Origin of the sequence: Prevotella phocaeensis, assembly GCF_900065875.1 — a bacterium.
In the GTDB taxonomy this organism is placed as follows: domain Bacteria; phylum Bacteroidota; class Bacteroidia; order Bacteroidales; family Bacteroidaceae; genus Prevotella; species Prevotella phocaeensis.
On sequence record NZ_LT160622.1, the window covers coordinates 135,775 to 159,073 of the forward strand.

A 23,299-nucleotide genomic window follows, 5' to 3' on the forward strand; every position below is an offset into this window, starting at 1 on the left:
TATGGCTAATCAAATAGATTCAAGAATTCCGGAAGGCCCTTTGGCTGAGAAATGGACTAACTATAAAGCTCATCAGAAATTGGTTAACCCTGCAAACAAACGCAAGCTTGATATAATAGTTGTAGGTACCGGCCTTGCAGGCGCATCTGCCGCTGCTTCACTCGGTGAGATGGGTTTTCATGTAATTAACTTATGTATACAGGATTCTCCTCGTCGGGCTCATTCCATTGCAGCACAAGGAGGTATCAATGCTGCAAAGAATTATCAGAACGATGGCGATGCCGTATATCGTCTTTTTTACGATACGATCAAAGGTGGAGATTATCGTGCGCGTGAGGCGAATGTGTATCGTTTGGCAGAAGTAAGTGCCGATATCATTGACCAATGTGTGGCACAAGGTGTGCCTTTTGCGCGTGAATATGGAGGTATGCTTGCCAACCGTTCTTTCGGTGGTGTGCAAGTTTGTCGTACGTTCTATGCCAAAGGACAGACCGGTCAGCAGTTGCTTCTCGGTGCTTATTCTGCATTGAGTCGTCAGGTTCATGAAGGTACAGTCGAACTTTATACCCGATATGAGATGGAAGACGTTGTCATTATTGATGGCAGGGCTCGTGGTATTATTGCTAAAGACTTAGTTTCTGGCAAACTTGTCCGGTTTTCGGCCCATGCGGTATGTATTGCAACAGGAGGCTATGGAAATACTTATTTTCTTTCTACCAATGCCATGGGATGCAACTGCACTGCAGCTGTAGCATGTTATCGCAAAGGGGCTTATTTTGCTAATCCTGCATTTGTGCAAATTCATCCTACCTGTATTCCGGTGCATGGTGATAAGCAATCCAAGTTGACATTGATGTCTGAATCGCTCCGTAACGATGGGCGTATATGGGTTCCGAAGAAACTTGAAGACGCCAAGGCTTTGCAGGCAGGAACACTTCAGGGCAAAGATATTCCGGAAAAAGACCGCGATTATTATTTGGAACGTCGTTATCCTGCATTCGGAAACTTAGTTCCCCGTGATGTTGCATCACGTGCAGCGAAAGAGCGTTGTGATAAAGGTTTCGGTGTAAACAATACCGGGTTGGCCGTATTCCTCGACTTTTCAGAGGCCATACAGCGCCTTGGTAAGAGTGTTGTGGAGCAGCGTTATGGTAACCTTTTCGATATGTATGAAGAGATTACCGATGTAAATCCGTACGAAAATCCGATGATGATCTATCCGGCTATCCATTATACCATGGGTGGTATTTGGGTAGATTACGAACTACAGACGTCCATCAAGGGGCTTTTTGCCCTTGGCGAATGCAACTTCTCAGACCATGGTGCCAACCGTCTTGGTGCTTCTGCTCTGATGCAGGGGCTCGCTGATGGTTACTTCGTTATTCCCTATACTATGCAGAACTACCTGAGTGATCAGATTACGGTACCCCGTTTCTCAACCGATCTTCCTGAATTTGAAGAAGCCGAGAAAGCCGTACAGGAACAGATCGATAAACTTATGTCTATCAAAGGAACCCGCAGCGTGGATTCTATTCATAAAGAGCTCGGTCACATCATGTGGGAGTATGTAGGCATGGGGCGCACGAAAGAAGGTCTCGAAACGGGCTTGAAGAAGATGAAAGAACTCCGTAAAGAGTTTTGGAACAATGTGCGTATCCCGGGCAGTAAGGAAGGATTGAATGTAGAACTCGACAAGGCAATCCACTTGCGCGACTTTATCACGATGGGCGAGTTGGTGGCTTATGATGCGTTGAACCGTAATGAAAGCTGCGGAGGACATTTCCGTGAAGAGTCTCAGACCGAGGAAGGCGAGGCTAAGCGCGATGATGAAAACTACATGTACGTAGCATGTTGGAAATACAATGGTTCCGACGAGGCGGCTCCCGAGTTGCTGAAAGAAGACCTCAATTACCAATATATTAAGGTTCAGACCAGAAATTATAAGAGTTAATTCCATAATAGCATAAAGATAATACAATGGACAAAAATATAAGTTTCACACTTAAAGTGTGGCGTCAGAATGGACCTAAGGCTAAAGGTCATTTCGATACGTTCGAGATGAAAGATATTCCCGGCGATACATCTTTCCTCGAAATGTTGGATATTTTGAACGAACAGCTCATCGAGGATAACAAAGAACCGTTTGTATTCGACCATGATTGTCGCGAAGGAATTTGCGGAATGTGTTCGCTCTATATCAACGGACACCCTCATGGGCCTGCTACCGGTGCAACTACATGCCAGCTCTACATGCGTCGGTTCAGCGATGGAGACGTGATAACTGTCGAGCCGTGGCGTTCGGCAGCTTTCCCTGTCATTAAAGACTGTATGGTAGATCGCGGCGCTTTCGATAAGATTATCCAAGCAGGCGGTTATGTTTCCGTACGTACAGGGCAGCCGCAAGATGCCAATGCCATTCTCATACCGAAAGAAAATGCCGACGAAGCCATGGATTGTGCTACTTGTATCGGTTGCGGGGCATGCGTTGCAGCTTGCAAGAATGGTTCGGCCATGCTCTTTGTAAGTTCGAAAGTAAGCCAGTTGGCATTACTTCCGCAGGGGCGTCCCGAGGCAGCTCGTCGTGCTAAAGCCATGGTAATGAAGATGGAGGAGCTCGGTTTTGGTAACTGTACCAATACCCGTGCTTGCGAAGCAGAGTGCCCCAAGAACGAATCTATTGCGAATATCGCACGCTTGAATCGCGAGTTTATCGTTGCCAAGCTCAACGATTGATTATAAAATATTGTATCTATACCCATCCTTCTATCCATGTTTGTAATGGATAGAGGGATTTTTTTGTATCTTTATTTGCCGTGTCTGTTGCCGATAGATGGTATGCCTGTTGGGGATAGGTGTATTATTTATTATCTTTTTACCTCATCAACGGGAATACCGCGACCATTGTCTGTTGGGGATAGGTGTATTATTTATTATCTTTTTACCTTTCTATTCCTTTACCTTTAGATTTGCCCTTTTATCTTTATTCGGGATATTCGAGGTTAGCATCCGTTATGTTTTCGAGCACTTCTTCGAGGAATTTACGGGCTTCCCAGCGTGCCATAGGCAAATCGTGCAGCAAGTAATTGCCGCAATCTTTGGCCTTTGCGCCCGGTATCTCGCCCTCATATTCGGCTATGAAGCGGAATGTACGCCTCATCAACGGCAATATGTCGCGGCTACTTAGGTCACCTTTCAGCAACAGATAGTTGCCTGTGAGGCATCCCATAGGCCCCCAGTAGATGATTTTGTCCCTCCATTCGGCGTCGTTCCTTAGGTATGTCGCCGCCAGATGCTCCATAGCGTGGATAGCTCCGTTATGAAGAACCGGCTCGCGGTTAGGCTCTTTCATGCGTATGTCGAACGTTGTAACGACTTCTCCGCCTACTTTGTCTTTGCGACTTACGTAAATTCCCCGCAACAGTTTGTTGTGGTCGATTGTAAAACTCGGTATCTTATCCATTGTTGTTTGTTCTCCTAAACATGGCTTGTAGTGCATGCGGCATACCTATGGGGGAGAAATGTATGCCTTGAATGTTTATAATATCGATAATTAAAGTGCCAAGCGTTCCAAGAATTGCTTGGTTACGTTGAAGGAACCTTCGGCCATTCGTTCCCAAAAGTCGTAATATTGTGCGGCTTTGTTATCCTTTAGAGGCACATCGCTGATAATGCGGAACGATATAAAGGGTGTATGATAAATGTGACAAGTCTGCGCTATGGAGCAGCTTTCCATATCCACTGCCAAGGCTTCAGGAAACTTATCGAGTATTTGCACCATCTTTTCACGGCTGTCTACAAACCATTCTCCGCTCACTATCAGGCCTGCATGAATGGGTGTAGTACAACGAATGTCGAGCGCAATAGCCGTGAATTGCTCCGGTGAACGGAATTTCGGCGGCATTCCCATTATCTGTCCGTACTCGCATTCGCTACCGCAATAGGCGTCATGGTAGGCATATTCCGTGCCTACAACTACCTCCGTAACGTTCAAGGCGGTCGAGGCGCCGCCTGCAACCCCCGAAGATACAACGAGATCAGGGTGGTAATTGTCGATCATTTCTACAGCTCCGATGGCAGCGTTTACCTTTCCTATGCCGCATTGCTGCATGATAATCCGGTTTTGGGCGATGGTTCCGAGCACGAAATCCTTATGGTTCCGGTGTTCTGTACGGCTGTCTGAGAGCAACGAACGGAGCTGTGCAAACTCCTTATCCATTGCAACTATTATTCCTATTTTCATAATATATACCCTATTTTACCTGCAAAAATAAGAAAAATCTCTTAACTTTTTCTTATCTTTGCGCACAATATAACAAACGTTTATACTAAATGGAAGCATTGAAAAAGTATTGGCTCGACGTGGCAGTCGTAGCATTGTTTGCCGTTATTTCGTTTGCCTATTTCATGCCGGCCGACCTTGAAGGCCGCATACTTTACCGACACGACAGCGCTGCAGGGCGAGGTATGGGGCACGAACAGCAGGAATATCTTGAACAAACGGGCGAACCCACGCGATGGACCAACTCTGTATTCGGCGGAATGCCTACTTATCAGACCGCTCCGTCGTACACCAGCAGCGACGCTTTGGGTAAGGTAATGGACGTATACCATCTGTGGTTGCCCGAAAACGTATGGTATGTGTTTGCTTACCTGCTTGGTTTTTACATCTTGCTTTGTGCGTTCGACTTCCGTAAAGAGCTCGCCGTGCTGGGCTCCATTATATGGGCGTTTAGCAGTTATTTCTTTATTATCATCGCTGCGGGGCACATCTGGAAGGTGATGGCGCTTGCTTATCTGCCCCCGATGATAGCGGGTGTGGTGCTTGCCTATAGGGGCAAGTTCCTTTGGGGATTTATTCTTACGGCGCTGTTCTCGGCGTTCGAGGTGAAAGCCAACCATGTTCAGATGACTTATTACTTCCTGTTCGTCATCTTGTTCATGATTATTGCCTATCTTATAGATGCCGTCAGAACCAACCGACTGGCACGTTTCGGTAAGGCAACGCTGGTATGTATGGCCGGTGCAGCCGTGGGTATCTGCCTCAATTTGAGCAACCTGTACCACACATGGCAGTATGGTCAGGAGAGTATGCGCGGCAAGAGCGAACTCGTGAAGAAAGATGTGTCGAACCAAACCAATAGCGGTCTCGACCGTGATTACATCACGCAGTGGAGCTACGGGGTGGGCGAAACATGGACACTCCTTGTGCCCAATGCCAAAGGAGGTGCCTCGGTACCGTTGTCGATGAACGAAACGGCGATGAAAAAGGCCAATCCCGAGTTTAATGAAATATACCAGCAACTCGGACAGTATTGGGGCGAACAGCCCGGAACGAGCGGCCCTGTCTATGTCGGAGCATTCGTATTGATGCTGTTCGTCTTAGGTCTGTTCATCGTAAAAGGCCCCATGAAGTGGGCACTCCTTGCGGCTACCGTGCTTTCGGTATTGCTCTCGTGGGGACGTAACTTCATGCCGTTTACCGATTTCTTCTTGGATTACGTGCCTATGTATGCCAAATTCCGCACGGTGGCATCCGTTTTAGTGGTCGCGGAGTTCACTATACCGCTGTTAGCCATGATGGCTTTGAAGAGAATAACAGACGAACCGGAACTGTTGACCGTAAAAATAAAGTACGTATATGTCAGTTTTGCGCTTACAGGCGGCATTGCTTTGCTATTTGCACTAATGCCCTCGGTGTTCTTCTCCGACTTCGTATCGTCTTCAGAGTTGGCTTCTATGAAGAACATTCCCGCCGAATATCTCAATCCGTTGCTCGATAATCTGCGCGAAATGCGCAAGGCTGTGTTCGTTGCCGACTGTTGGCGTTCGTTCTGGATCATCGTTGCGGGCACGGCACTCCTGTTGCTTTTCAAAGCCAAGAAGTTGCGTTCGGAGTGGATGATCGGCATTATAGCGGTGTTATGCCTAATAGATATGTGGCAAGTTAATAAGCGTTATCTCAACGATGCTATGTTTGTAGAGCGGAGTGTGCGCGATACACCGCAAACAATGACGCCGACCGATCGCCAAATACTGATGGACAAATCGCTCGATTACCGCGTGCTGAACCTCGCGTCCAATACGTTCAACGAGAACGAAACCTCTTATTATCACAAGAGTATCGGCGGTTATCATGCCGCAAAGCTGCGTCGTTATCAGGAAATGATAGATGCCTATATCTCTCCGGAGATGCAGGCAATGATGCCAGCCATAGCAAAAGCCCAAGGCGATATTACCAAAGTGAACGGCGACAGCATATATCCGGTGCTGAATATGCTGAATGCCAAGTACTTTATTCTTCCGTTGCAAGGCGGACAAACGGTGCCCATACTGAACCCGTATGCCTATGGTAACGCATGGTTTATAGATAAATTGAGCTATGTGAATAACGCTAATCAGGAGTTAGACGCCATTGGGAAACTCGATTTGCGCCACGAAGGTGTGGCCGACATGAGGTTTAAAGAGCAGTTAGGCAATGCGGTTATGCAGGGTAAAACGTCGATTGTTACGCTTAAAGACTATAAACCGAACCATCTGATCTACGATGTAAATTCGGATACGGGCGGCATCATTGTGTTTTCAGAGATATATTATCCCGGGTGGACGGCCACTGTAGACGGCAAACCTGCCGTTCTCGGTCGTGTCGATTATATCTTGCGTGCACTTCGGGTGGGGGCCGGAAACCATCGGGTAGAACTCGATTTCCATCCTACATCTATCAAGAAAACCGAAACGGTGGCCTATCTGTCTTACGTAGTTCTGCTTTTAGCGGTGCTGTTCGGGGTGCTTGCAGAACGAAAACGCAAGCGGAAAAAGCCTTAAAACACGGCTGAACGAACCCTTTTCGCAATATTCATGCGGTTTATCCCTATGCTATATCTACGATAGACCATAGGGATAAACCGCACGCATATACGGTCTGATAGCGTTAGAGTGCCGCTTTGTCGGCGCCGATGATAACATTTGTTATCCATACTGTTTTGGTATGTTTTTTGTAGCCCTCTTTATAAAGAAATTTAAACAACAGGTATAGCGGTATGAGTCTCAATATACAAAGAACTAAACAGAAGAGAATAGTTATCGTAGGCGGTGGTTTCGGCGGCATCGAACTGGCCGGAAGGCTGAAACATTCCGGATTTCAGATCGTGCTGATCGATAAGAACAATTACCATCAGTTCCCCCCATTGATCTATCAGGTGGCATCGGCAGGCATCGAACCCAGCTCGATTTCGTTTCCTTTCCGCCGTCTCTTCCAAAATCGGAGGGATGTTTTTTACCGCTATGCCGAGGCAAATTCCGTCGATACAGCGCATAAAGTGCTCCACACTTCCATAGGAGAAGTGGAGTATGATTACTTGGTGATGGCCGCCGGAGCGGCAACCAATTTCTTCGGCAACGAGCATATACAGCACGAAGCCTACCCGATGAAAACCGTTTCTGAGGCAATGAGCATCCGCAACATTATTCTTTCGAACATCGAAAAGGCCATCAGTACGACCGATAACGATGAGCGGCAGCAGCTGCTCAACATAGTGATAGTGGGCGGAGGCCCGTCGGGTGTGGAGATTGCAGGCGCGCTCTCGGAGATGAAGCGCATGGTTCTGCCGCGCGAATACCATGATCTCGATGCCGGTCTGATGAATATTTACTTGGTTAATGCCGACGATGTGCTGCTCAAAAGCATGTCGCCCGAATCGTCTGCCTCGGCAGAACGTTACCTTCGAAATATGGAGGTGAAACTCATACTCGGCAAGCGCGTGGTGGATTATAAGGATAATCTTGTGGTGTTGGAAGATGGGAACAGCATCCCTGCCGAAACCGTTATCTGGGTGAGCGGCGTGCGTGCAACGCAGATAGGCGGTATCGATAAAGCGTGTATCGGGCGCGGAGGACGGCTGAAAGTAGATGCTTTCAACCGCGTAGAAGGACTGAACGACGTCTTCAGCATTGGCGACCAGTGCATCATGACGGCCGATCCGAATTATCCTGACGGGCATCCTCAGCTTGCCCAAGTGGCCATACAGCAGGCTCGTAACTTGGCTGCAAACCTGAAAGCCGCAGCCGATGGGCATAGCATGGCGCCTTTCCGTTATCGGAACCTCGGCACCATGGCCACGGTAGGTCGCAATAAAGCGGTGGCAGAGATAGCAGGTTGCAAGTTTAAAGGGTTGTTTGCGTGGCTGCTTTGGCTCGTTGTACACTTGCGATCCATATTGGGTGTGAGGAACAAAGTAGTGGTATTGCTCAACTGGATTTGGAATTACATCAATTATAAACTATCTCTACGCCTTATCCTCAATTCTTATAAGCGCAGATAACGGCCGTCCCGTCAGCGAAATAGCTATGCCGTAACCGTGTCGCATGCCTTGCTCGGCACCGACGTGTGCGGTAAAGTGCGCACGCAGATTATTTGGATGGCAAGCCTATTTTTGCTACCTTTGCGGGCGATTTATGAAAAGTTTTAGTTTTAACAAGCGCGAACCTTTGCGTTTCAAGCATTTCTCACGCAAGGGATATTCGCTTTTTGCAGCCTTAGGCAGGGAGGTTATCGTCGGTGTATTGAGCATCAGCACCCTTACTTATGCCAAGGCAGACGGCATCAGCATTAGGCCCGTGTTGGCTGAAGATACGCTGAAGCACCAAGAAGTGAAGCTGGAAGAGGTCGTAGTTACGGGCTCTCGCGCACCGCTGACTGCCCAACAGTCGGCACGAATGGTAACTGTACTGAGGCGAGAGGATATTGCCGCCGCCCCCGTACAAAGTGTTAACGATCTTTTGAAGTACGCCATAGGGGCGGATGTAAGGCAAAGAGGGCCTATCGGAGCGCAATCCGACGTGGGTATGCGTGGCGGAAACTACGAACAGGTAGCCATCCTGCTCAATGGTATCAATATCTGCGATCCGCAAACAGGGCATAATTCTTTCGATTTTCCCGTAGACCTAAGCGAAATAGAGCGCATAGAAGTCTTGGAAGGACCGGCCGGTCGTGTCTACGGAACATCCTCTCTACTCGGCGCAATCAACGTTATAACGCGCATACCCGATAGGAGCAGCGCCACTGCACATGCCGAAGGCGGCTCGTATGGCTACGCTTCGGGTGGCCTGCGCGCCAACATCGTGAACGGCAAATGGCGCAATCAGTTCTCGGGAAGCTATGCCCGAAGCGACGGATACAGCCGCAATAAGGCCGGTACACTTAATGCGGATTACCGCGGAACCAAGGCTTTTTATCAGGGAAACTATCGGGATGGCGATCTTAAAATAAGTTGGCATGCCGGTTTGAGCAGCAAAAATTTCGGTTCAAATACGTTCTATGGCGTTAAATGGGACGACCAATTCGAGCACACTTTCAAGTCTTTTACCGCCTTGCAGGCCGAGGTTAAGAGCGGTAGTTTCTATTTCCGTCCGTCGTTCTATTGGAATAGAAGCACGGATCGCTTTGAACTTTTCCGCGATGCACCCCACAAATATCCGTTCAATTACAACCGTACAGATGTGTATGGTGTAAATCTTAACGCTTATGCAGACTGGGCCTTGGGGCGGACGGCAGTAGGTGCAGAGCTGCGAAACGAAGACCTTGTGAGCGGTAACCTCGGCGAACAGCTTGCCCGCCCGCACCGCATTCACGGTACAGACCGCAGCTACGACCGCGGATTGAACCGCACCAATGTCAGTTTCATTGTAGAACATAACGTGTTGCTCCGCCGTTTTACCCTTTCTATGGGTATCATCGCCACCAAAAATTCGTGGGCTGAAATGAACATGCGCGTATATCCCGGCGCCGACGTTTCGTATAGATTGGACGATCATTTCAAGCTCTTTGCATCATATAACTCCTCGCTTCGTATGCCTTCTGTTACCGAACTGTACTATTCGGTAGGGGGACATAAGGCCGACAAATACCTGAAACCCGAAGAGTTGTCGGCGCTCGAAGGCGGATTGAAATACCGCTCCGACGGCGTTTCGGGCACTGCAAGCGTGTATTACAACCATTGTAAAAACCTGATAGACTGGATACGTTACACTGCCGAAGGGCCCAACGGCGAGTGGCATTCGGTAAACTTCGGAACGATAAACTCTACAGGTATCGAGGCTGCATTGCGGTTCGACTTCGACAGACTGTGGCCCTCGCAGCATTTCCTGCGCAGCGTAGACGTGGCATACCATTATATCGACCAGAATAAGCAGGAACACGACGGCTTGCAGAGTCGCTATGTACTGGAATTCCTTCGGCATAAAATCGTGGCCGGCATGCAGTTGCATGTGTGGAACAAGCTCAATATGACGCTGGCATATCGCTTTGCCGACCGTACCGGAAGCTATACCGATGTGCAAGGACGGGTACAGACGTATCGGCCGTACAGTATCGTTGACGCCCGAATGTCGTGGAACGATGCCGGATATAAGCTGTATGTAGAGGCGAACAACCTATCCGGTAAAAAGTATGTAGATGTGGGCAATGTGCCTCAGCCCGGCGCTTGGGTGACGGCAGGATGCTCTATCGACATCGATTTATAAATAATATACTGGAGTCGGCAAGGCCGTTAATCATCGGAAAACCGCCTATGCCGACTCCTTTTTCTGTCTAAACGAATACACTATGCAACGTATATTTCTTTTGTTGTTGCAGGTTTTTCTGCTTGCATGCAGCACAAATATACCCGTTGAAAGTACGGGCAAATACGCCATGTTGCGCGAGGGAGACCTGTTGTTTTGTATCGCTGTCAAAGGTAATGCTATCACGGATGTAACCGAGGGCACCGAAAATCTGAATATAGATCATGTGGCCATCGTTCATTATCGTGGCAATTCGCCGTATGCTTTGGAGGCTGTAAGACAAGGAGTGGTGCTGACTGAGATCGACAGTTTTATGAAACGCAACAGCCGTAACGCATCCCTGTCGCTGGTATTGGCAAGCCGTTTGCGCGATACCACGGGCGTATCGCGCTCGGTGAGTCGCGCTCTAACCCACTTAGGCAAGCCGTATGATTACAATTTCATGCCCGATGACGACCGCATATATTGCAGCGAATTGGTGCAAAAGTCGTATGTAGATGTCAACGGAGAGCTTATTTTTAAGCCGATACCCATGTCGTTTCATGATCGTAACGGCCGCATAACCGACTATTGGAAGGCTTATTACGGCCGACAAGGTCTACAGGTTCCCGAAGGTGAACCGGGCAGCAATCCGGGCGATCTGTCGCGAAGAAAAGAGCTGGCCGTGGTATATCGTTTCTACAAACCGTAGAGGCGTCGGCACTGCCACGGCCGTATTTTTATCCGTTCTGTGCAGGCTGTCATCGGAATTTTCCTTATTTTTGCAGTATGGAATTCAGAACTATCGTCGATATACCGAAAGGAAAGTTCGAGATAAAGCCGCTCGAACGGATGTTATTTGTAGGTTCTTGCTTTGCTGAAAGTATGGGCAAGCGGTTTCAGGAAGAGAAGTTTCGTGCCGAGGTGAACCCTTTCGGCGTGATGTACAATCCGGCTTCCGTTCTTCACACCGTGGAACGATACCGCGGAGAGGCCCCTCGAACGGCGATATTCACACTGGGTACCAACCGCGTATATCGATTTAAGGAGACCGGAGAGATTGTAGACAACTGCCAAAAGCGCCCCCAAAGCCTCTTTCAGGAGGAAAGTTTAAGCGTTGAAGCGTGTACCCGTTACCTTTGCAAGGCCGTAGAGGCGCTGCAAGAACGCAATCCAGCGGTACAAGTCATAGTTACCGTTAGCCCTATACGGTATCGCAAATACGGTTATCACGGCAGCCAACTCTCGAAAGCCGTCCTTCTGCTGGCGGCAGATGCGCTGGCTGAGCGTTACGACTGTGTGAGTTATTTCCCCGCCTACGAACTTGTAAACGACGAATTGCGCGACTACAGGTTCTACAAAGAGGATATGTTGCACCCCAACGACCAAGCTGTAGCCTACATATACGAACGGTTTTCCGCGTGTTATTTTGCCGAAGAGACCGAACGTTTTATAGCAGAATGGCGACCTATCAAGGAGGCCTTGAGGCACAAACCGTTTGATCCGGACAGCACGGAATATAAAGATTTCATGGCAAAGACCATGCAGAAGCTGGCCTGTCTGCGCCGGAAATATCCCGAACTCGACGTATCCATCGCCTCTTGATTATCACTGTTCTATCAGCAGACTATAGGTCTGTCTCCCTCAGATAGCATATCTAAGAGGGGCAGACAGTTACTCTAAGCGCTTTAGACAGATATTCTAAGAAACGTATCCTGTAATTCTGTTTTAAACATTCTTGTGCCCAGCTCTTTTTGCGCCGTTATCATTCTATCCCTTTACCTTTAAGATATTTCTATCATTCCGCCTATTTTTATCCGTATAACGGCACATATATGTTCAGCATATACCATATTTTTTTCATGTAAATTGCCGGAAATTTGTATTTATCAATTCATTTTACTATTTTTGTCGGTAAAGAGCTATATATTTAGGTATGCCGAATATTATCGTTAGGCATGCCTTTTGATTTAAATAGACAGACAGTCTGTTGTCTTTAAACCGTATTTGTATGAAACATATCCGCTTGTTCATGGCTTTGTTGCTGTTGCTCATATCGTTGTCGAATGTCGCTCAGCGCCGCATACCCAATATATCTGTCGCCATCGGGCACCGTTCTCAAGACTCTCTTGCAGTACGAAATGCAAATGTAGGGATTATGGGCCGTGCCGATACATTGAGCGGTTTCCAGCTGCAACTGCTTATGGCATCGACGAAAAACGATGCTCATGGCGCACAAATAGGCGGCCTTTTCAATGCCGTGGGAGGACGAATAAGCGGCTTACAGTTATCGGGTGTGTCTAATATAGCTGCATCTGTGCGCGGTATACAGCTCTCCGGTTTCTCGAATATCTTACTTACACCGCTGCGAGGCATGCAGATAAGCGCCCTAACCAATATTTCTATGGGTGTCGGACGCGGCATACAGCTTGCCGGCATTGCCAATATAAGCTCGGGAAATGTACATGGAGTGCAGGCAGGAACCTATAATTACACCGATACATTGCATGGATTGCAGCTGGGATTTATCAATGTAGCGCAGACGCACCCGCGTGGCATGCAGGTCGGCATCATCAACTTCACCCGCGATACGCAGGCCCGAAAGCTCGGACTTGTCAATATTAATCCGCAAACCGATATCGATTTCCTTGCATTCGCGGGCAACACGTCGAAGCTGAACGGTGCACTCCGCTTTCGTAACCGCAGTACCTACAGCATAATAGGCGTAGGAACACACTACATGGGACTTGACAGTAAGTTCTCCGGAACGCTTTTTTACCGTCTCGGACAGTATTTCCGTCTCTCTCCCAAGTGGACTGTAAGCGGCGATATCGGTTACTATCACATCGAAACATTCGAAAGGAACAGCACTGATAAGCCCGAAAGACTTTACTCGCTGCAGGCACATGTCAATATCGACTACCAGATCAACCGCCGATTGGGAGCCTTCGCATCGGTGGGATATGGCGATACTCGCCATTATTACCATAACGAACATTACCGACAAAGGCTGATTGCACAGGTGGGACTTTCGTTCCGTTACCAACGTAACAAGGTGGACCGTTCGCTCAATGGCGATCCTTTAACGGCCGATACCCTACAGCCCGGCACCGACGAACGCATGGCTTTGCCTCTAAAGAAACGCTATTGGATTGCCGCAGCCGAGGCAACCGGCATCAATGCATTGGTATTCGGTTTCGATCGTTTCATAATGAATGAAGACTTTGCACAGGTAAATATCCACACTATACGCAACAACTTCAAGACGGGTTTCGTATGGGATAACGATCCTTTTGCTACCAACTTGTTCGCCCATCCCTATCACGGAAACCTCTATTTCAATTCGGCTCGCAGCAACGGATTGTCCTTCTGGGAGTCGATGCCCTATGCTATAGGCGGCAGTCTTATGTGGGAGATGCTTGCCGAATGTGAGCCCCCAGCCATCAATGATTGGATGGCAACATCGTTAGGGGGTACATGTCTCGGCGAAATAACCAACAGAATATCCCGCATGATCCTTAATGATCGCACGCAAGGATTAGGACGTTTCTTGCGTGAAGCGGCCGCCTTCATCGTGAATCCCATGCAAGGATTTAACCGACTGGTACGGGGTGAGGCTTATAGAGTGCGAAACAAGAATTATCTTTACCACGACTTCGGGCAGATACCCGTAGAGTTATCGCTCTCGTTCGGTAACAGATACCTTGCTGATGACGGGGGATTGTTCCGCGGAGAGCATAATCCGTATGTGAATGTTTACTTGGAATACGGCGATATATTTAGTGAAGAAACGAACAAACCCTACGATTATTTTTCGGCAAACCTCACACTTGGGCTTAGCGGTAATCAGCCCTTGCTCAACAGTGCCCATCTGATAGGGCGGTTATGGAGTGCACCTGTGGTTACCGGAAAGCGAATTAAGACCGAATTCGGTATCTTCCAGCACTTTAATTTCTATAATAGCATGCCCGTAAAAGACGGAACTTCACTCACTCCTTACCGTATCTCAGAGGCCGTGGCATTCGGTCCGGGCCTTGTATTCCGCTTTCCTGCCGTGGCTAACCTGTCGCGTTTGGAGCAACGCATCTTCTTCGATGGCATCATGCTCGGTGGTTCTAAGAGCGATTATTACAATGTTATCGACCGCGATTACAACATGGGAAGCGGCTTTAGCTTTAAAACCAACACGGTTATGGAGTTCCCCCGTTTGCTGCGTATGGTGCTCAATATAGACTATTATCGTATCTTTACTTGGAAAGGATACGAAACTAAAGACCTATCTTCTACTGATCCGTTGTATTATAACGTGCAGGGCGACCGCTCTATAGCGAGCCTCATGGTGTTAAATCCGATGTTTGTGTTCAGATTGAAAGATAGGTTCAGCGCCGAAATGAGCGGCAGTTATTTCGTTCGGACTACGTATTACAAGTATCATGAGAACGTAAGAGCCAACACGTTCGAAATAAAAGTCGGTCTTGTTTATCGCTTCTGACGGTAGCCGGTATTGGGAAATACGCTCTTTCTTCGCATCTTCGGCATGAAAAGAGGCGCGATTTTCCGGAAACACATAGTACAAGCGGCTGCGGAATATGATATGCCTATTTCGCTTAGGCACATGCTCTGTGTTCGGTAGATGTACTATTTATGCCCGATAGGAGGGATGGCTGCTTTGCACGGTGAAAGTGTTCGAGAGTGACGAACGAGCAAGATGGCAGCTGAAGATATTCGGTGGAATAGCAGTAAACGGTATTTTTTCGCGTTATTTCTTTGCTGTTCACCCGAATACTTTTATCTTTGTAACGTTAAAATTCTAATATACAATGAAAGTTAAATTTATTTTCTTAATGGCGGCATTGTTTATGGCAATGGATGTATGTGGGCAAACTAAGGTCATTGCTCATCGTGGTTACTGGGATACGGAAGGCGCTTCGCAGAACTCGCGTGCATCGCTCAAGAACGCTCTTGATTTGAATATTTACGGTTCGGAGACCGATATATGGCTTACGACTGACGGGCATTTAATGGTTAATCATGATCCTTCGTACAAGGGTATTACCCTTCAAAAAGCCACTTATGCACAGTGTAAGAACCTTACTTTGAGCAATGGTGAGAAGATGCCCGAACTGAAAGAGTTCTTACAGATAATGAAAAAGACCAAAAGCCGTACGAAATTGATCATCGAAATTAAGAAACATGACAAGTTAGAAGCCAATCGAGCGGCGGCACGTGCCACGGTTAAGGCTGTTAAAAAGTATGGCGTAGCCAAAAAGGTTGAGTATATATCGTTCAGTCTTGAGGCGTGTAAAGAACTTGTGAAGTGTGCTCCGAAGGCTCGTGTGGCTTATCTGAATGGCGATATTACGCCGGCTATGCTCTATATAGATAACATAACGGGCATCGATTACCACCTAAGTGTGCTTCGAGATAACCCACATTGGGTGGATGAAGCTCATGGATTAGACATGGATGTGAACGTATGGACGGTGAATAAAGCAAAGGATATGAGAGAAATGAAGAAACTCGGTGTGGATTATATTACCACAAATGATCCTTTGGAAGCTATCGAGGTGTGCAAAGAAAAGTAAGACCGATTGCCGTATTCCTGTTCTTCGTAGTAGGAATAAACCTCGCGCAAGCTCAACAGAAGTTGAGTAAAACGGCGTTGTTGCTCGAAAAGAGGGGATATGTGAACGTGAAGAAAGAGGAACCTTCTATCTTCGTATCGCTGATGTATGCCCGTCCCGATAATTTTACCGGCACTGTACTTTATGATGATTTGCGCGAGGCGTTTCTTTATCCTACGGCTGCTAAGGCACTCGCACGTGCCCAAAAGCGGCTGAAGGAATTGCGTCCGGACCTTAGTTTGAAGGTGTACGATGCAGCCAGACCTATGTCTATCCAGCAAAAGATGTGGGATCAAGTGAAAAACACTCCTAAGAATATTTATGTCAGCAACCCCGCTCACGGCGGCGGTATGCACAATTATGGCATGGCAGTAGACATAACTTTATGCGATATAAAGGGCGATACGCTCGATATGGGTACCAAGATAGACTACATGGGTGCGGCGGCACACATCGATAAAGAGGCACAACTCGTGGCCGACAAGCGTATTAGTAAACAGGCAAAACGTAATCGTGAGCTTCTTAGAGCTGTAATGCGTTATGCCGGTTTCATGCCTCTGCGTACCGAATGGTGGCATTTCAATTTCTGTACAAGGGCACAGGCCAAGCGTTATTACCGCGTAATAGAGTAGACGCTTGCTTGATAGAAAGTAATAAATTCCTTACTTTAATTTGGGAACATGTAATAAATAGCTTACCTTTGCGATGGGAAGGAAGATAAGAGAAGTTTCGTTTTTTGAAAAAAGATAGTAAACAATACAGGGCTGAAATAAGGAAAGCGGAGTATTTACCTGACTAATTAAGGAATAAATATGTTGAAGATAAATGAAAAAGTTTTAGCATCTTTTCCTAAAACAGATGACAGATTTAATGAACAGTACGGCCTTCCGGGTACGCCGTCACGCGAGGATTTCGAGGCAAGAGCTAAGGCATGGTATTATTCCGAGCTATTGAAAGAGGAGCGGAAGAGGCAGAATATAACACAAAAACAGTTGGCCGAAATGGTCGGAAAGAAGCGTGAATACATCTCATCCTTAGAGAATGGGAAGGTTGATATGCAGCTTTCGACCTTTTTCCGCATAGCAGGAGCGCTGGGATTGAATATATCTTTCGGATGAAATCGGTACGCATACTCTCATGACAAATACTGCCACCACGCGCTTTATCAAACGTTTTGCAAATGCGGATGTGCGGGATTTGGCGCTCAGAGCGGCGCGCTTTCCCGATGTGGACATGCCTTTTGCGCTCGAACAGATAGCAGGCAGGCAGAAAGCACGCACCAAATTGCCCTCTTGGGCGGCAGTGGAAGGTATTGTTTATCCGCCGCATATATCGATGGAACAGTGTTCCTCGGAGCAGGCGGCGCGGTATAAAGGGGCATTGTCTGTGCGGTTGTGCGGCAACAGAGAGACACTGAAAAGGCGAAAATATGACTTTGTAGACCTGACAGGAGGTTTTGGCGTCGACTTTTCTTTTATTGCCAAATCCTTGAAAAACAGCAATTTGTTCGATGATTTTCATGCGTGTTATGTGGAACGTCAGCAACATCTATGCGAGGCGGCAAACCACAATTTCGCCCTTTTAGGGTTGACTTATGCAGACGTGATGTGCAGTGACGGAGTAGCGTTTTTGCATGGTATGGAGTCTGCCGGTATCATTTATCTCGATCCGGCACGCCGAAATCTTCAGGGAAGCAAGACGTATGCCATCGAAGACTGTATGCCGAATGTGCTGCAGATAGCCGAAGAACTTGTGACGAAAGCAGGGTATGTGCTTGTTAAACTATCGCCTATGCTCGACTGGCACAAGGCTGTAGCTGATTTGAAGAATGTCTCCGAAGTGCATATCGTGTCTGTGAATAACGAATGTAGGGAACTTCTGCTGGTGCTGCAACGTGTTGTTGCGGGCGATGTTCATGTGTTCTGCGTGAACAATAGCGAGGTTTTCGATTACTTGTATCGTGTCGATGGCAGAAACGCTGTACCCGTTTTGTCAGCTCCTTTAGCGGCGGGAATGTGGCTGTATGAGCCCAATGTCTCTATCATGAAAACCGGATGTTTTGCACAGTTGTGCCTTGCGTATGCACTGAAAAGCGTTTCACACAACTCGCACCTATTCGTTTCTACAGATAAATTAAGCGGTTTCCCCGGCAGGAGCTTTCGAATATTGTCCGTATCATCGATGAACAAGAAAGATTTGCGTCATGCCTTGAATGGTATTTCGTATGCCAATATTGCGGTAAGAAACTTTCCTATGTCGGTTGCAGAGCTACGTAAACGGCTGAAGTTGAAGGATGGAGGCGATATATATATCTTTGCTACCACCGATACAACTGGCAATCGTCTGCTGCTAATGTGTAGGAAATCAAATTAAAAATTGCATGCAGCCATGCTGTTGCATGCAATATGTCTTGAAAAAGTTCCCGCAAAGGGAGTTGCCGCACTGTATATTAGGTATCAAAAGCTACCGCCTGAGAATTGTTAGCATAATACCCACGCCGGATATTGTTAGCATGTTTACTTGTGAATTTATTTTTCAAAAGTAAAAAAACAGTAAAATTATTTGGATATACATTTCCTTTTTATTTATCTTTGTACAGAAAATAATAGTTGTGTGGGATTATAATAGATGAAAGAAATTCAAAGAATTACAGTAGTAGACTAATTGTTTTCTTTCTTTCCTTTTAGTCTGATAAGCATACATGAGCAAAGAGTTTTCTTCTGTAATTTATACCATAAAAACAATAATATCCTAATTAATAATCTGGTTATATGAAAAGAATTATTATTTGTTTATTTCTTTTATCGGCTGTCATGCCTAACTTAGCCGCGAAACCTAAGGCTAAGCATGTGCTGATGATAGCTATTGACGGTTGGGCTTCCTGGGCTTTTCAGCAAGCCGACCATGTTCCTAACATGCACAATCTGATGGAGAACGGATGCTACACGATGAAGAAACGCTCTATGCTACCTTCGGCTTCCGCAATCAACTGGGCTACCACTTTCATGGGAATATCCACTGAAATGCACGGATATACCCAATGGAACTCCAGAAAACCGGAAATACCTCCGGTGGAAGTAAATAGTCGAGGGATTTGTCCTACTATCTATTCCATTATTCGAGAGCAAAAGCCTACTGTAGAGACTGGCTGTATCTGTGATTGGGACGTCATTCCTTATCTCATCGACTCTACTACAGTGTCGTATCATGAATATACCCTAAGTCCCGGAAATGCCTGTGAACCTCTTACTCAGAAAGCTATATCTTATATTAAGACAAAAAAACCAGACTTCTTTACTGTCTATTATGCCGGTCTGGATGAGACTGGACATATCAAAGGATGGGGATCTCCTGAGTATTTTGCTTTTATGCAGCGGATAGACACTTGTATAGGGCAACTAGTACAGGCCTTGAAAGATGCCGGTATCTATGATGATACCGTGATTATGATTACCTCTGATCACGGTGGCAAGGACAAGGGACACGGGGGATTATCTCTCGAAGAAATGCTTACACCTTATATTATATGTGGCAAGAACGTGAAGAAAGGCGGCGAATTTAAAGAGGTAATGATGCAGTTCGATGTGCCTGCTACGGTAGCTTACATTCTTGGTGTTACGCCTCCGCAATCGTGGATCGGTCGCCCTGTAAAGCAAGTGTTCAAATAAAGGAAAGCCAGAAACGAAATCTAACAAAAGCGCTTTTAAGAAATAAGAGAATACTTAGCGAAGGGCTCTGTGAGTGGCTGTTGATGCCCGATTAATAGTGGCAGAGGTTCTGTGAACGGCTTTCAACACTAATAATGTGCCGATAAATCTCCTGTCGGCACATTATTTATTTGAAACGGATATCGAGTATTGTCTTATTCCTCATAGGTAATGCTGTGTCTTACGCATAAGAATAAAAAATCTTTTTTTCTTTGTTATTCGCTCAATTTAGACTACCTTTGTATGCTAAAGCTTTATTAAGATCATTATATAATGTCATCAATAACCATTAAGAAGGTCGAAAACAAGAAAGAACTAAAAGCATTTATTGAGTTTCATTACGACCTTTATAAGGGCAATAAGTATGATGTGCCCACTCTTTACACCGACGATGTAAACACACTAAGCAAGGACAAGAACGCTGCTTTCGACTTCTGTGAGGCTCAATACTACTTGGCATACAAGGAAGGGCGGCTGTGTGGGCGCGTTGCTGCTATTATAAATCATCGCGCGAATGAGAGATGGAAGCGTAAGAGCGTACGTTTCGGTTGGATAGACTTTATAGATGATCGCGAAGTTTCGGCTGCTTTGCTCAGAGCAGTGGAGGATTTCGGCCGGCAAAAAGGTATGGATGAAGTTGTCGGACCGCTCGGATTTACCGATATGGATCCCGAGGGAATGCTTACGTGGGGCTTCGATAAACTCGGTACCATGGCCACCATTTACAATTATCCGTACTATCCGGAGCACATGGAGGCGATGGAGGACTATGAAAAAGATAACGACTACGTGGAGTTCTACCTTGAAGTACCGCCGACAGTTCCCGAAAAATACACGAAAATAGCCTCGATGGTCGAAGATAGGTATAACCTTCATGTGAAGAAACCCACACGGAAAGAAGTGGTAAAAGGCGGACTTGGCAAGAAAATATTTGATATCATCAACATTACTTTCAAAGACCTATATGGCTATTCCGAACTGTCTGATAAGCAAATACAGCAGTATGTAAAGATGTACTTTCCGCTTGCAGATCTGAATTTGATAACACTTATCGAAGATTGGAATGCCGATAAGAAAATTGTGGGGGTGGGTATAACGCTGCCATCGCTGTCGCGTGCTTTGCAGAAATGCCATAGAGGAAGGCTCTTTCCGTTCGGTTGGTGGCATTTGTTACGTGCTATCAAGTTTCATAAAACCGAAGGGGTAGACTTGCTTTTGCTCGGCATATTGCCGGAATATCGTGCGAAAGGCGCCAATGCATTGATGTTTGCCGACCTTATACCCCGCTATCAGGCCTATGGTTTCAAGTGGGGAGAGAGCCAAGTTGAGATGGAAAGCAACGAAAATGTGCAGAGCCAATGGGGCCCTCTGGAACCTGTAAACCATAAGCGCCGCCGTTGTTATAGGAAAAAACTGTAGGAGTATTTTATGTCAGACGAGAATATATTGAACGAAAACCGAGATATACAGTCCGTATCTTATACGGATGAGAATATCAGGCATCTGTCGGATATGGAACATGTGCGTACTCGCCCGGGTATGTACATCGGACGTTTGGGCGACGGCTCGCTGCCCGAAGACGGTATATATGTACTTTTGAAAGAGGTAATCGATAATTCTATCGATGAATTCAAGATGAATGCAGGCAAACGAATCGAGATAGATATCGAGGAAAACCTGCGGGTTACCGTGCGTGACTATGGTCGCGGAATACCACAGGGCAAACTTGTCGAGGCGGTGAGCGTGCTGAATACCGGCGGTAAGTACGACTCCAAGGCATTTAAGAAAAGCGTAGGATTGAACGGAGTGGGCGTGAAAGCCGTAAATGCATTGAGCTCCCGTTTCGAAGTAAAGTCGTTCCGTGAGGGGAAGGTGCGCGATATAACTTTCGAACGTGGTGAAAAGAAGACCGATAAAACTTCGAAATCGACCGATGAAACCGGTACTTTTATTTATTTCGAACCCGATGATACGCTCTTTCTGAACTATCAGTTCCACGATGATATCGTGGAAACAATGCTCCGAAATTACACTTATCTGAACTCAGGACTTGCTATTATGTATAATGGCAGGCGTATCTTGAGTCGCAACGGATTGGAAGATCTGCTCAATGACAATATGACTAACGACGGTCTTTACCCCATTATTCATATCAAGGGTGAAGACATAGAGGTGGCGTTCACCCATACTAACCAGTACGGAGAGGAATATCACTCGTTTGTAAACGGCCAACACACCACACAGGGCGGCACTCATCAGAGCGCATTCAAGGAACATATCGCCCGTACCATTAAGGAGTTTTACAACAAGAACTACGAATACATCGATATTCGTAACGGTTTAGTGGCGGCAATTGCCATAAATGTCGAGGAACCAGTATTCGAAAGTCAGACGAAGATCAAGCTCGGATCGACATTAATGGCACCGAATGGCGAGACTATTAATAAATATGTGGGCGATTTCTTGAAGAAGGAAGTCGACAATTTCTTACATATTCATCCCGATGTTGCCGAGGTTATGGAGAATAAGATTAAGGAAAGCGAGCGGGAACGCAAGGCTATGGCAGGCGTAACCAAACTTGCCCGCGAGCGTGCAAAGAAGGCCAATCTGCACAATCGTAAGCTGAGAGACTGCCGAATACACTACTCCGATACCAAAAATGACCGTAAGGAAGAGAGTTCCATTTTTATTACAGAGGGCGATTCTGCCAGTGGCAGTATTACTAAAAGTCGCGATGTAAACACACAGGCAGTGTTCTCGTTACGCGGAAAGCCACTCAATTCGTTCGGTCTAACCAAGAAAGTGGTTTACGAGAACGAGGAGTTTAACCTCTTACAGGCAGCACTTGACATCGAAGAAGGTCTCGATACTTTAAGATATAATAAGGTGATAGTAGCTACAGATGCCGATGTAGACGGCATGCATATACGGCTTCTCATCATTACATTCTTCCTTCAGTTCTTTCCGGAGCTCATCAAGAAAGGACATGTGTTCGTTCTTCAGACTCCACTCTTTCGTGTTCGTAACCGCAGAACCAAGATACGCGATAAACAAGTGATAGAAGAAGCTGATGCAAAGCTCAAAAAAGGCGAACGAAAAAGCGACTTTATCACCCGTTATTGCTACAGTGAGGAAGAACGGCAGAAAGCAATAAAAGACCTCGGAACCGATCCCGAGATTACCAGATTTAAGGGATTGGGAGAGATCTCGCCCGATGAATTCGCGCATTTTATAGGTCCTGATATGCGTTTAGAGCAGGTTACGCTGCACAAGAACGACCAAGTGCAGAAACTGCTCGAATATTACATGGGGAAGAACACCATGGAACGTCAGAATTTTATTATAGATAATCTTGTGATAGAAGAAGATCTGCCCGATGCAGACACCGCTCCTATCGACTAAAGAAATTGTATTCAGGGTATTTATCCAATT

The 23,299-nt window shown here is 46.6% G+C and carries 17 protein-coding genes; 15 read left to right on the forward strand and 2 right to left on the reverse strand.

All coding sequences use genetic code 11. The features are described 5' to 3' along the window. Nucleotide 1 precedes the first annotated feature (1 nt). Together BN3912_RS03890 and BN3912_RS03895 are read left to right on the forward strand one after the other, a co-directional pair. Nucleotides 2–1,951 (forward strand): fumarate reductase/succinate dehydrogenase flavoprotein subunit, encoded by a 1,950-nt coding sequence (locus BN3912_RS03890; protein ID WP_023984188.1) that lies wholly within the window; start codon nucleotides 2–4, stop codon nucleotides 1,949–1,951. Between the two features lie 26 nt (nucleotides 1,952–1,977). After that, nucleotides 1,978–2,733: a succinate dehydrogenase/fumarate reductase iron-sulfur subunit gene (locus BN3912_RS03895; RefSeq protein WP_004369178.1), complete on the forward strand. Its 756-nt coding sequence runs from the start codon at nucleotides 1,978–1,980 to the stop codon at nucleotides 2,731–2,733. A gap of 247 nt (nucleotides 2,734–2,980) precedes the next feature. Here BN3912_RS03895 and BN3912_RS03900 read toward each other — a convergent pair whose 3' ends face one another. Together BN3912_RS03900 and BN3912_RS03905 are read right to left on the reverse strand one after the other, a co-directional pair. Then, complete coding sequence (locus tag BN3912_RS03900; protein ID WP_023984189.1) at nucleotides 2,981–3,460, reverse strand: S-ribosylhomocysteine lyase; 480 nt, start codon at nucleotides 3,458–3,460, stop codon at nucleotides 2,981–2,983. Nucleotides 3,461–3,550: 90 nt separating this feature from the next. Further along, a complete protein-coding gene (locus BN3912_RS03905) occupies nucleotides 3,551–4,240 on the reverse strand; it encodes a 5'-methylthioadenosine/adenosylhomocysteine nucleosidase (protein WP_023984190.1) in 690 nt (229 codons plus the stop codon). An 89-nt stretch (nucleotides 4,241–4,329) separates the two neighbouring features. On the opposite strand from BN3912_RS03905, the gene BN3912_RS03910 reads away from it, so the two are divergent. From BN3912_RS03910 to BN3912_RS03970, 13 genes are all read left to right on the forward strand, one after another. Next, complete coding sequence (locus BN3912_RS03910) at nucleotides 4,330–6,822, forward strand: YfhO family protein (RefSeq protein ID WP_023984191.1); 2,493 nt, start codon at nucleotides 4,330–4,332, stop codon at nucleotides 6,820–6,822. Nucleotides 6,823–7,037: 215 nt separating this feature from the next. Continuing rightward, entirely contained in the window at nucleotides 7,038–8,318 is a 1,281-nt protein-coding gene (locus BN3912_RS03915; RefSeq protein WP_004369183.1) for an NAD(P)/FAD-dependent oxidoreductase, read from the forward strand. Between the two features lie 133 nt (nucleotides 8,319–8,451). Further along, nucleotides 8,452–10,518, forward strand: a complete 2,067-nt coding sequence (locus BN3912_RS03920; RefSeq protein WP_023984192.1) for a TonB-dependent receptor plug domain-containing protein — start codon at nucleotides 8,452–8,454, stop codon at nucleotides 10,516–10,518. Between the two features lie 82 nt (nucleotides 10,519–10,600). Continuing rightward, on the forward strand, nucleotides 10,601–11,248 hold the full coding sequence (locus BN3912_RS03925) for a YiiX/YebB-like N1pC/P60 family cysteine hydrolase (protein ID WP_023984193.1): 648 nt from the start codon (nucleotides 10,601–10,603) through the stop codon (nucleotides 11,246–11,248). 77 nt (nucleotides 11,249–11,325) lie between these two features. Beyond that, the gene (locus BN3912_RS03930) at nucleotides 11,326–12,141 is read left to right on the forward strand and encodes a GSCFA domain-containing protein (RefSeq protein ID WP_036859380.1); all 816 of its coding nucleotides are present in this window, start codon (nucleotides 11,326–11,328) and stop codon (nucleotides 12,139–12,141) included. A gap of 406 nt (nucleotides 12,142–12,547) precedes the next feature. After that, a complete protein-coding gene (locus tag BN3912_RS03935) occupies nucleotides 12,548–15,028 on the forward strand; it encodes a DUF3943 domain-containing protein (protein WP_023984195.1) in 2,481 nt (826 codons plus the stop codon). Nucleotides 15,029–15,356: 328 nt separating this feature from the next. After that, entirely contained in the window at nucleotides 15,357–16,121 is a 765-nt protein-coding gene (locus BN3912_RS03940) for a glycerophosphodiester phosphodiesterase family protein (protein ID WP_036859383.1), read from the forward strand. Next, entirely contained in the window at nucleotides 16,106–16,792 is a 687-nt protein-coding gene (locus BN3912_RS03945; RefSeq protein ID WP_023984197.1) for a M15 family metallopeptidase, read from the forward strand. Before BN3912_RS03940 ends, BN3912_RS03945 begins: the two co-directional genes overlap by 16 nt. A gap of 180 nt (nucleotides 16,793–16,972) precedes the next feature. Next, nucleotides 16,973–17,278, forward strand: a complete 306-nt coding sequence (locus BN3912_RS03950) for a helix-turn-helix transcriptional regulator (protein WP_023984198.1) — start codon at nucleotides 16,973–16,975, stop codon at nucleotides 17,276–17,278. A 19-nt stretch (nucleotides 17,279–17,297) separates the two neighbouring features. Then, nucleotides 17,298–18,533, forward strand: a complete 1,236-nt coding sequence (locus tag BN3912_RS03955; protein ID WP_023984199.1) for a THUMP-like domain-containing protein — start codon at nucleotides 17,298–17,300, stop codon at nucleotides 18,531–18,533. 398 nt (nucleotides 18,534–18,931) lie between these two features. Beyond that, complete coding sequence (locus BN3912_RS03960) at nucleotides 18,932–19,828, forward strand: alkaline phosphatase family protein (protein ID WP_023984201.1); 897 nt, start codon at nucleotides 18,932–18,934, stop codon at nucleotides 19,826–19,828. A gap of 312 nt (nucleotides 19,829–20,140) precedes the next feature. Beyond that, a complete protein-coding gene (locus tag BN3912_RS03965) occupies nucleotides 20,141–21,286 on the forward strand; it encodes a hypothetical protein (RefSeq protein ID WP_004369196.1) in 1,146 nt (381 codons plus the stop codon). Nucleotides 21,287–21,295: 9 nt separating this feature from the next. Further along, nucleotides 21,296–23,269, forward strand: coding sequence for a DNA topoisomerase IV subunit B (locus tag BN3912_RS03970; RefSeq protein ID WP_023984202.1), 1,974 nt, complete (start codon nucleotides 21,296–21,298; stop codon nucleotides 23,267–23,269). Nucleotides 23,270–23,299: the final 30 nt, after the last annotated feature.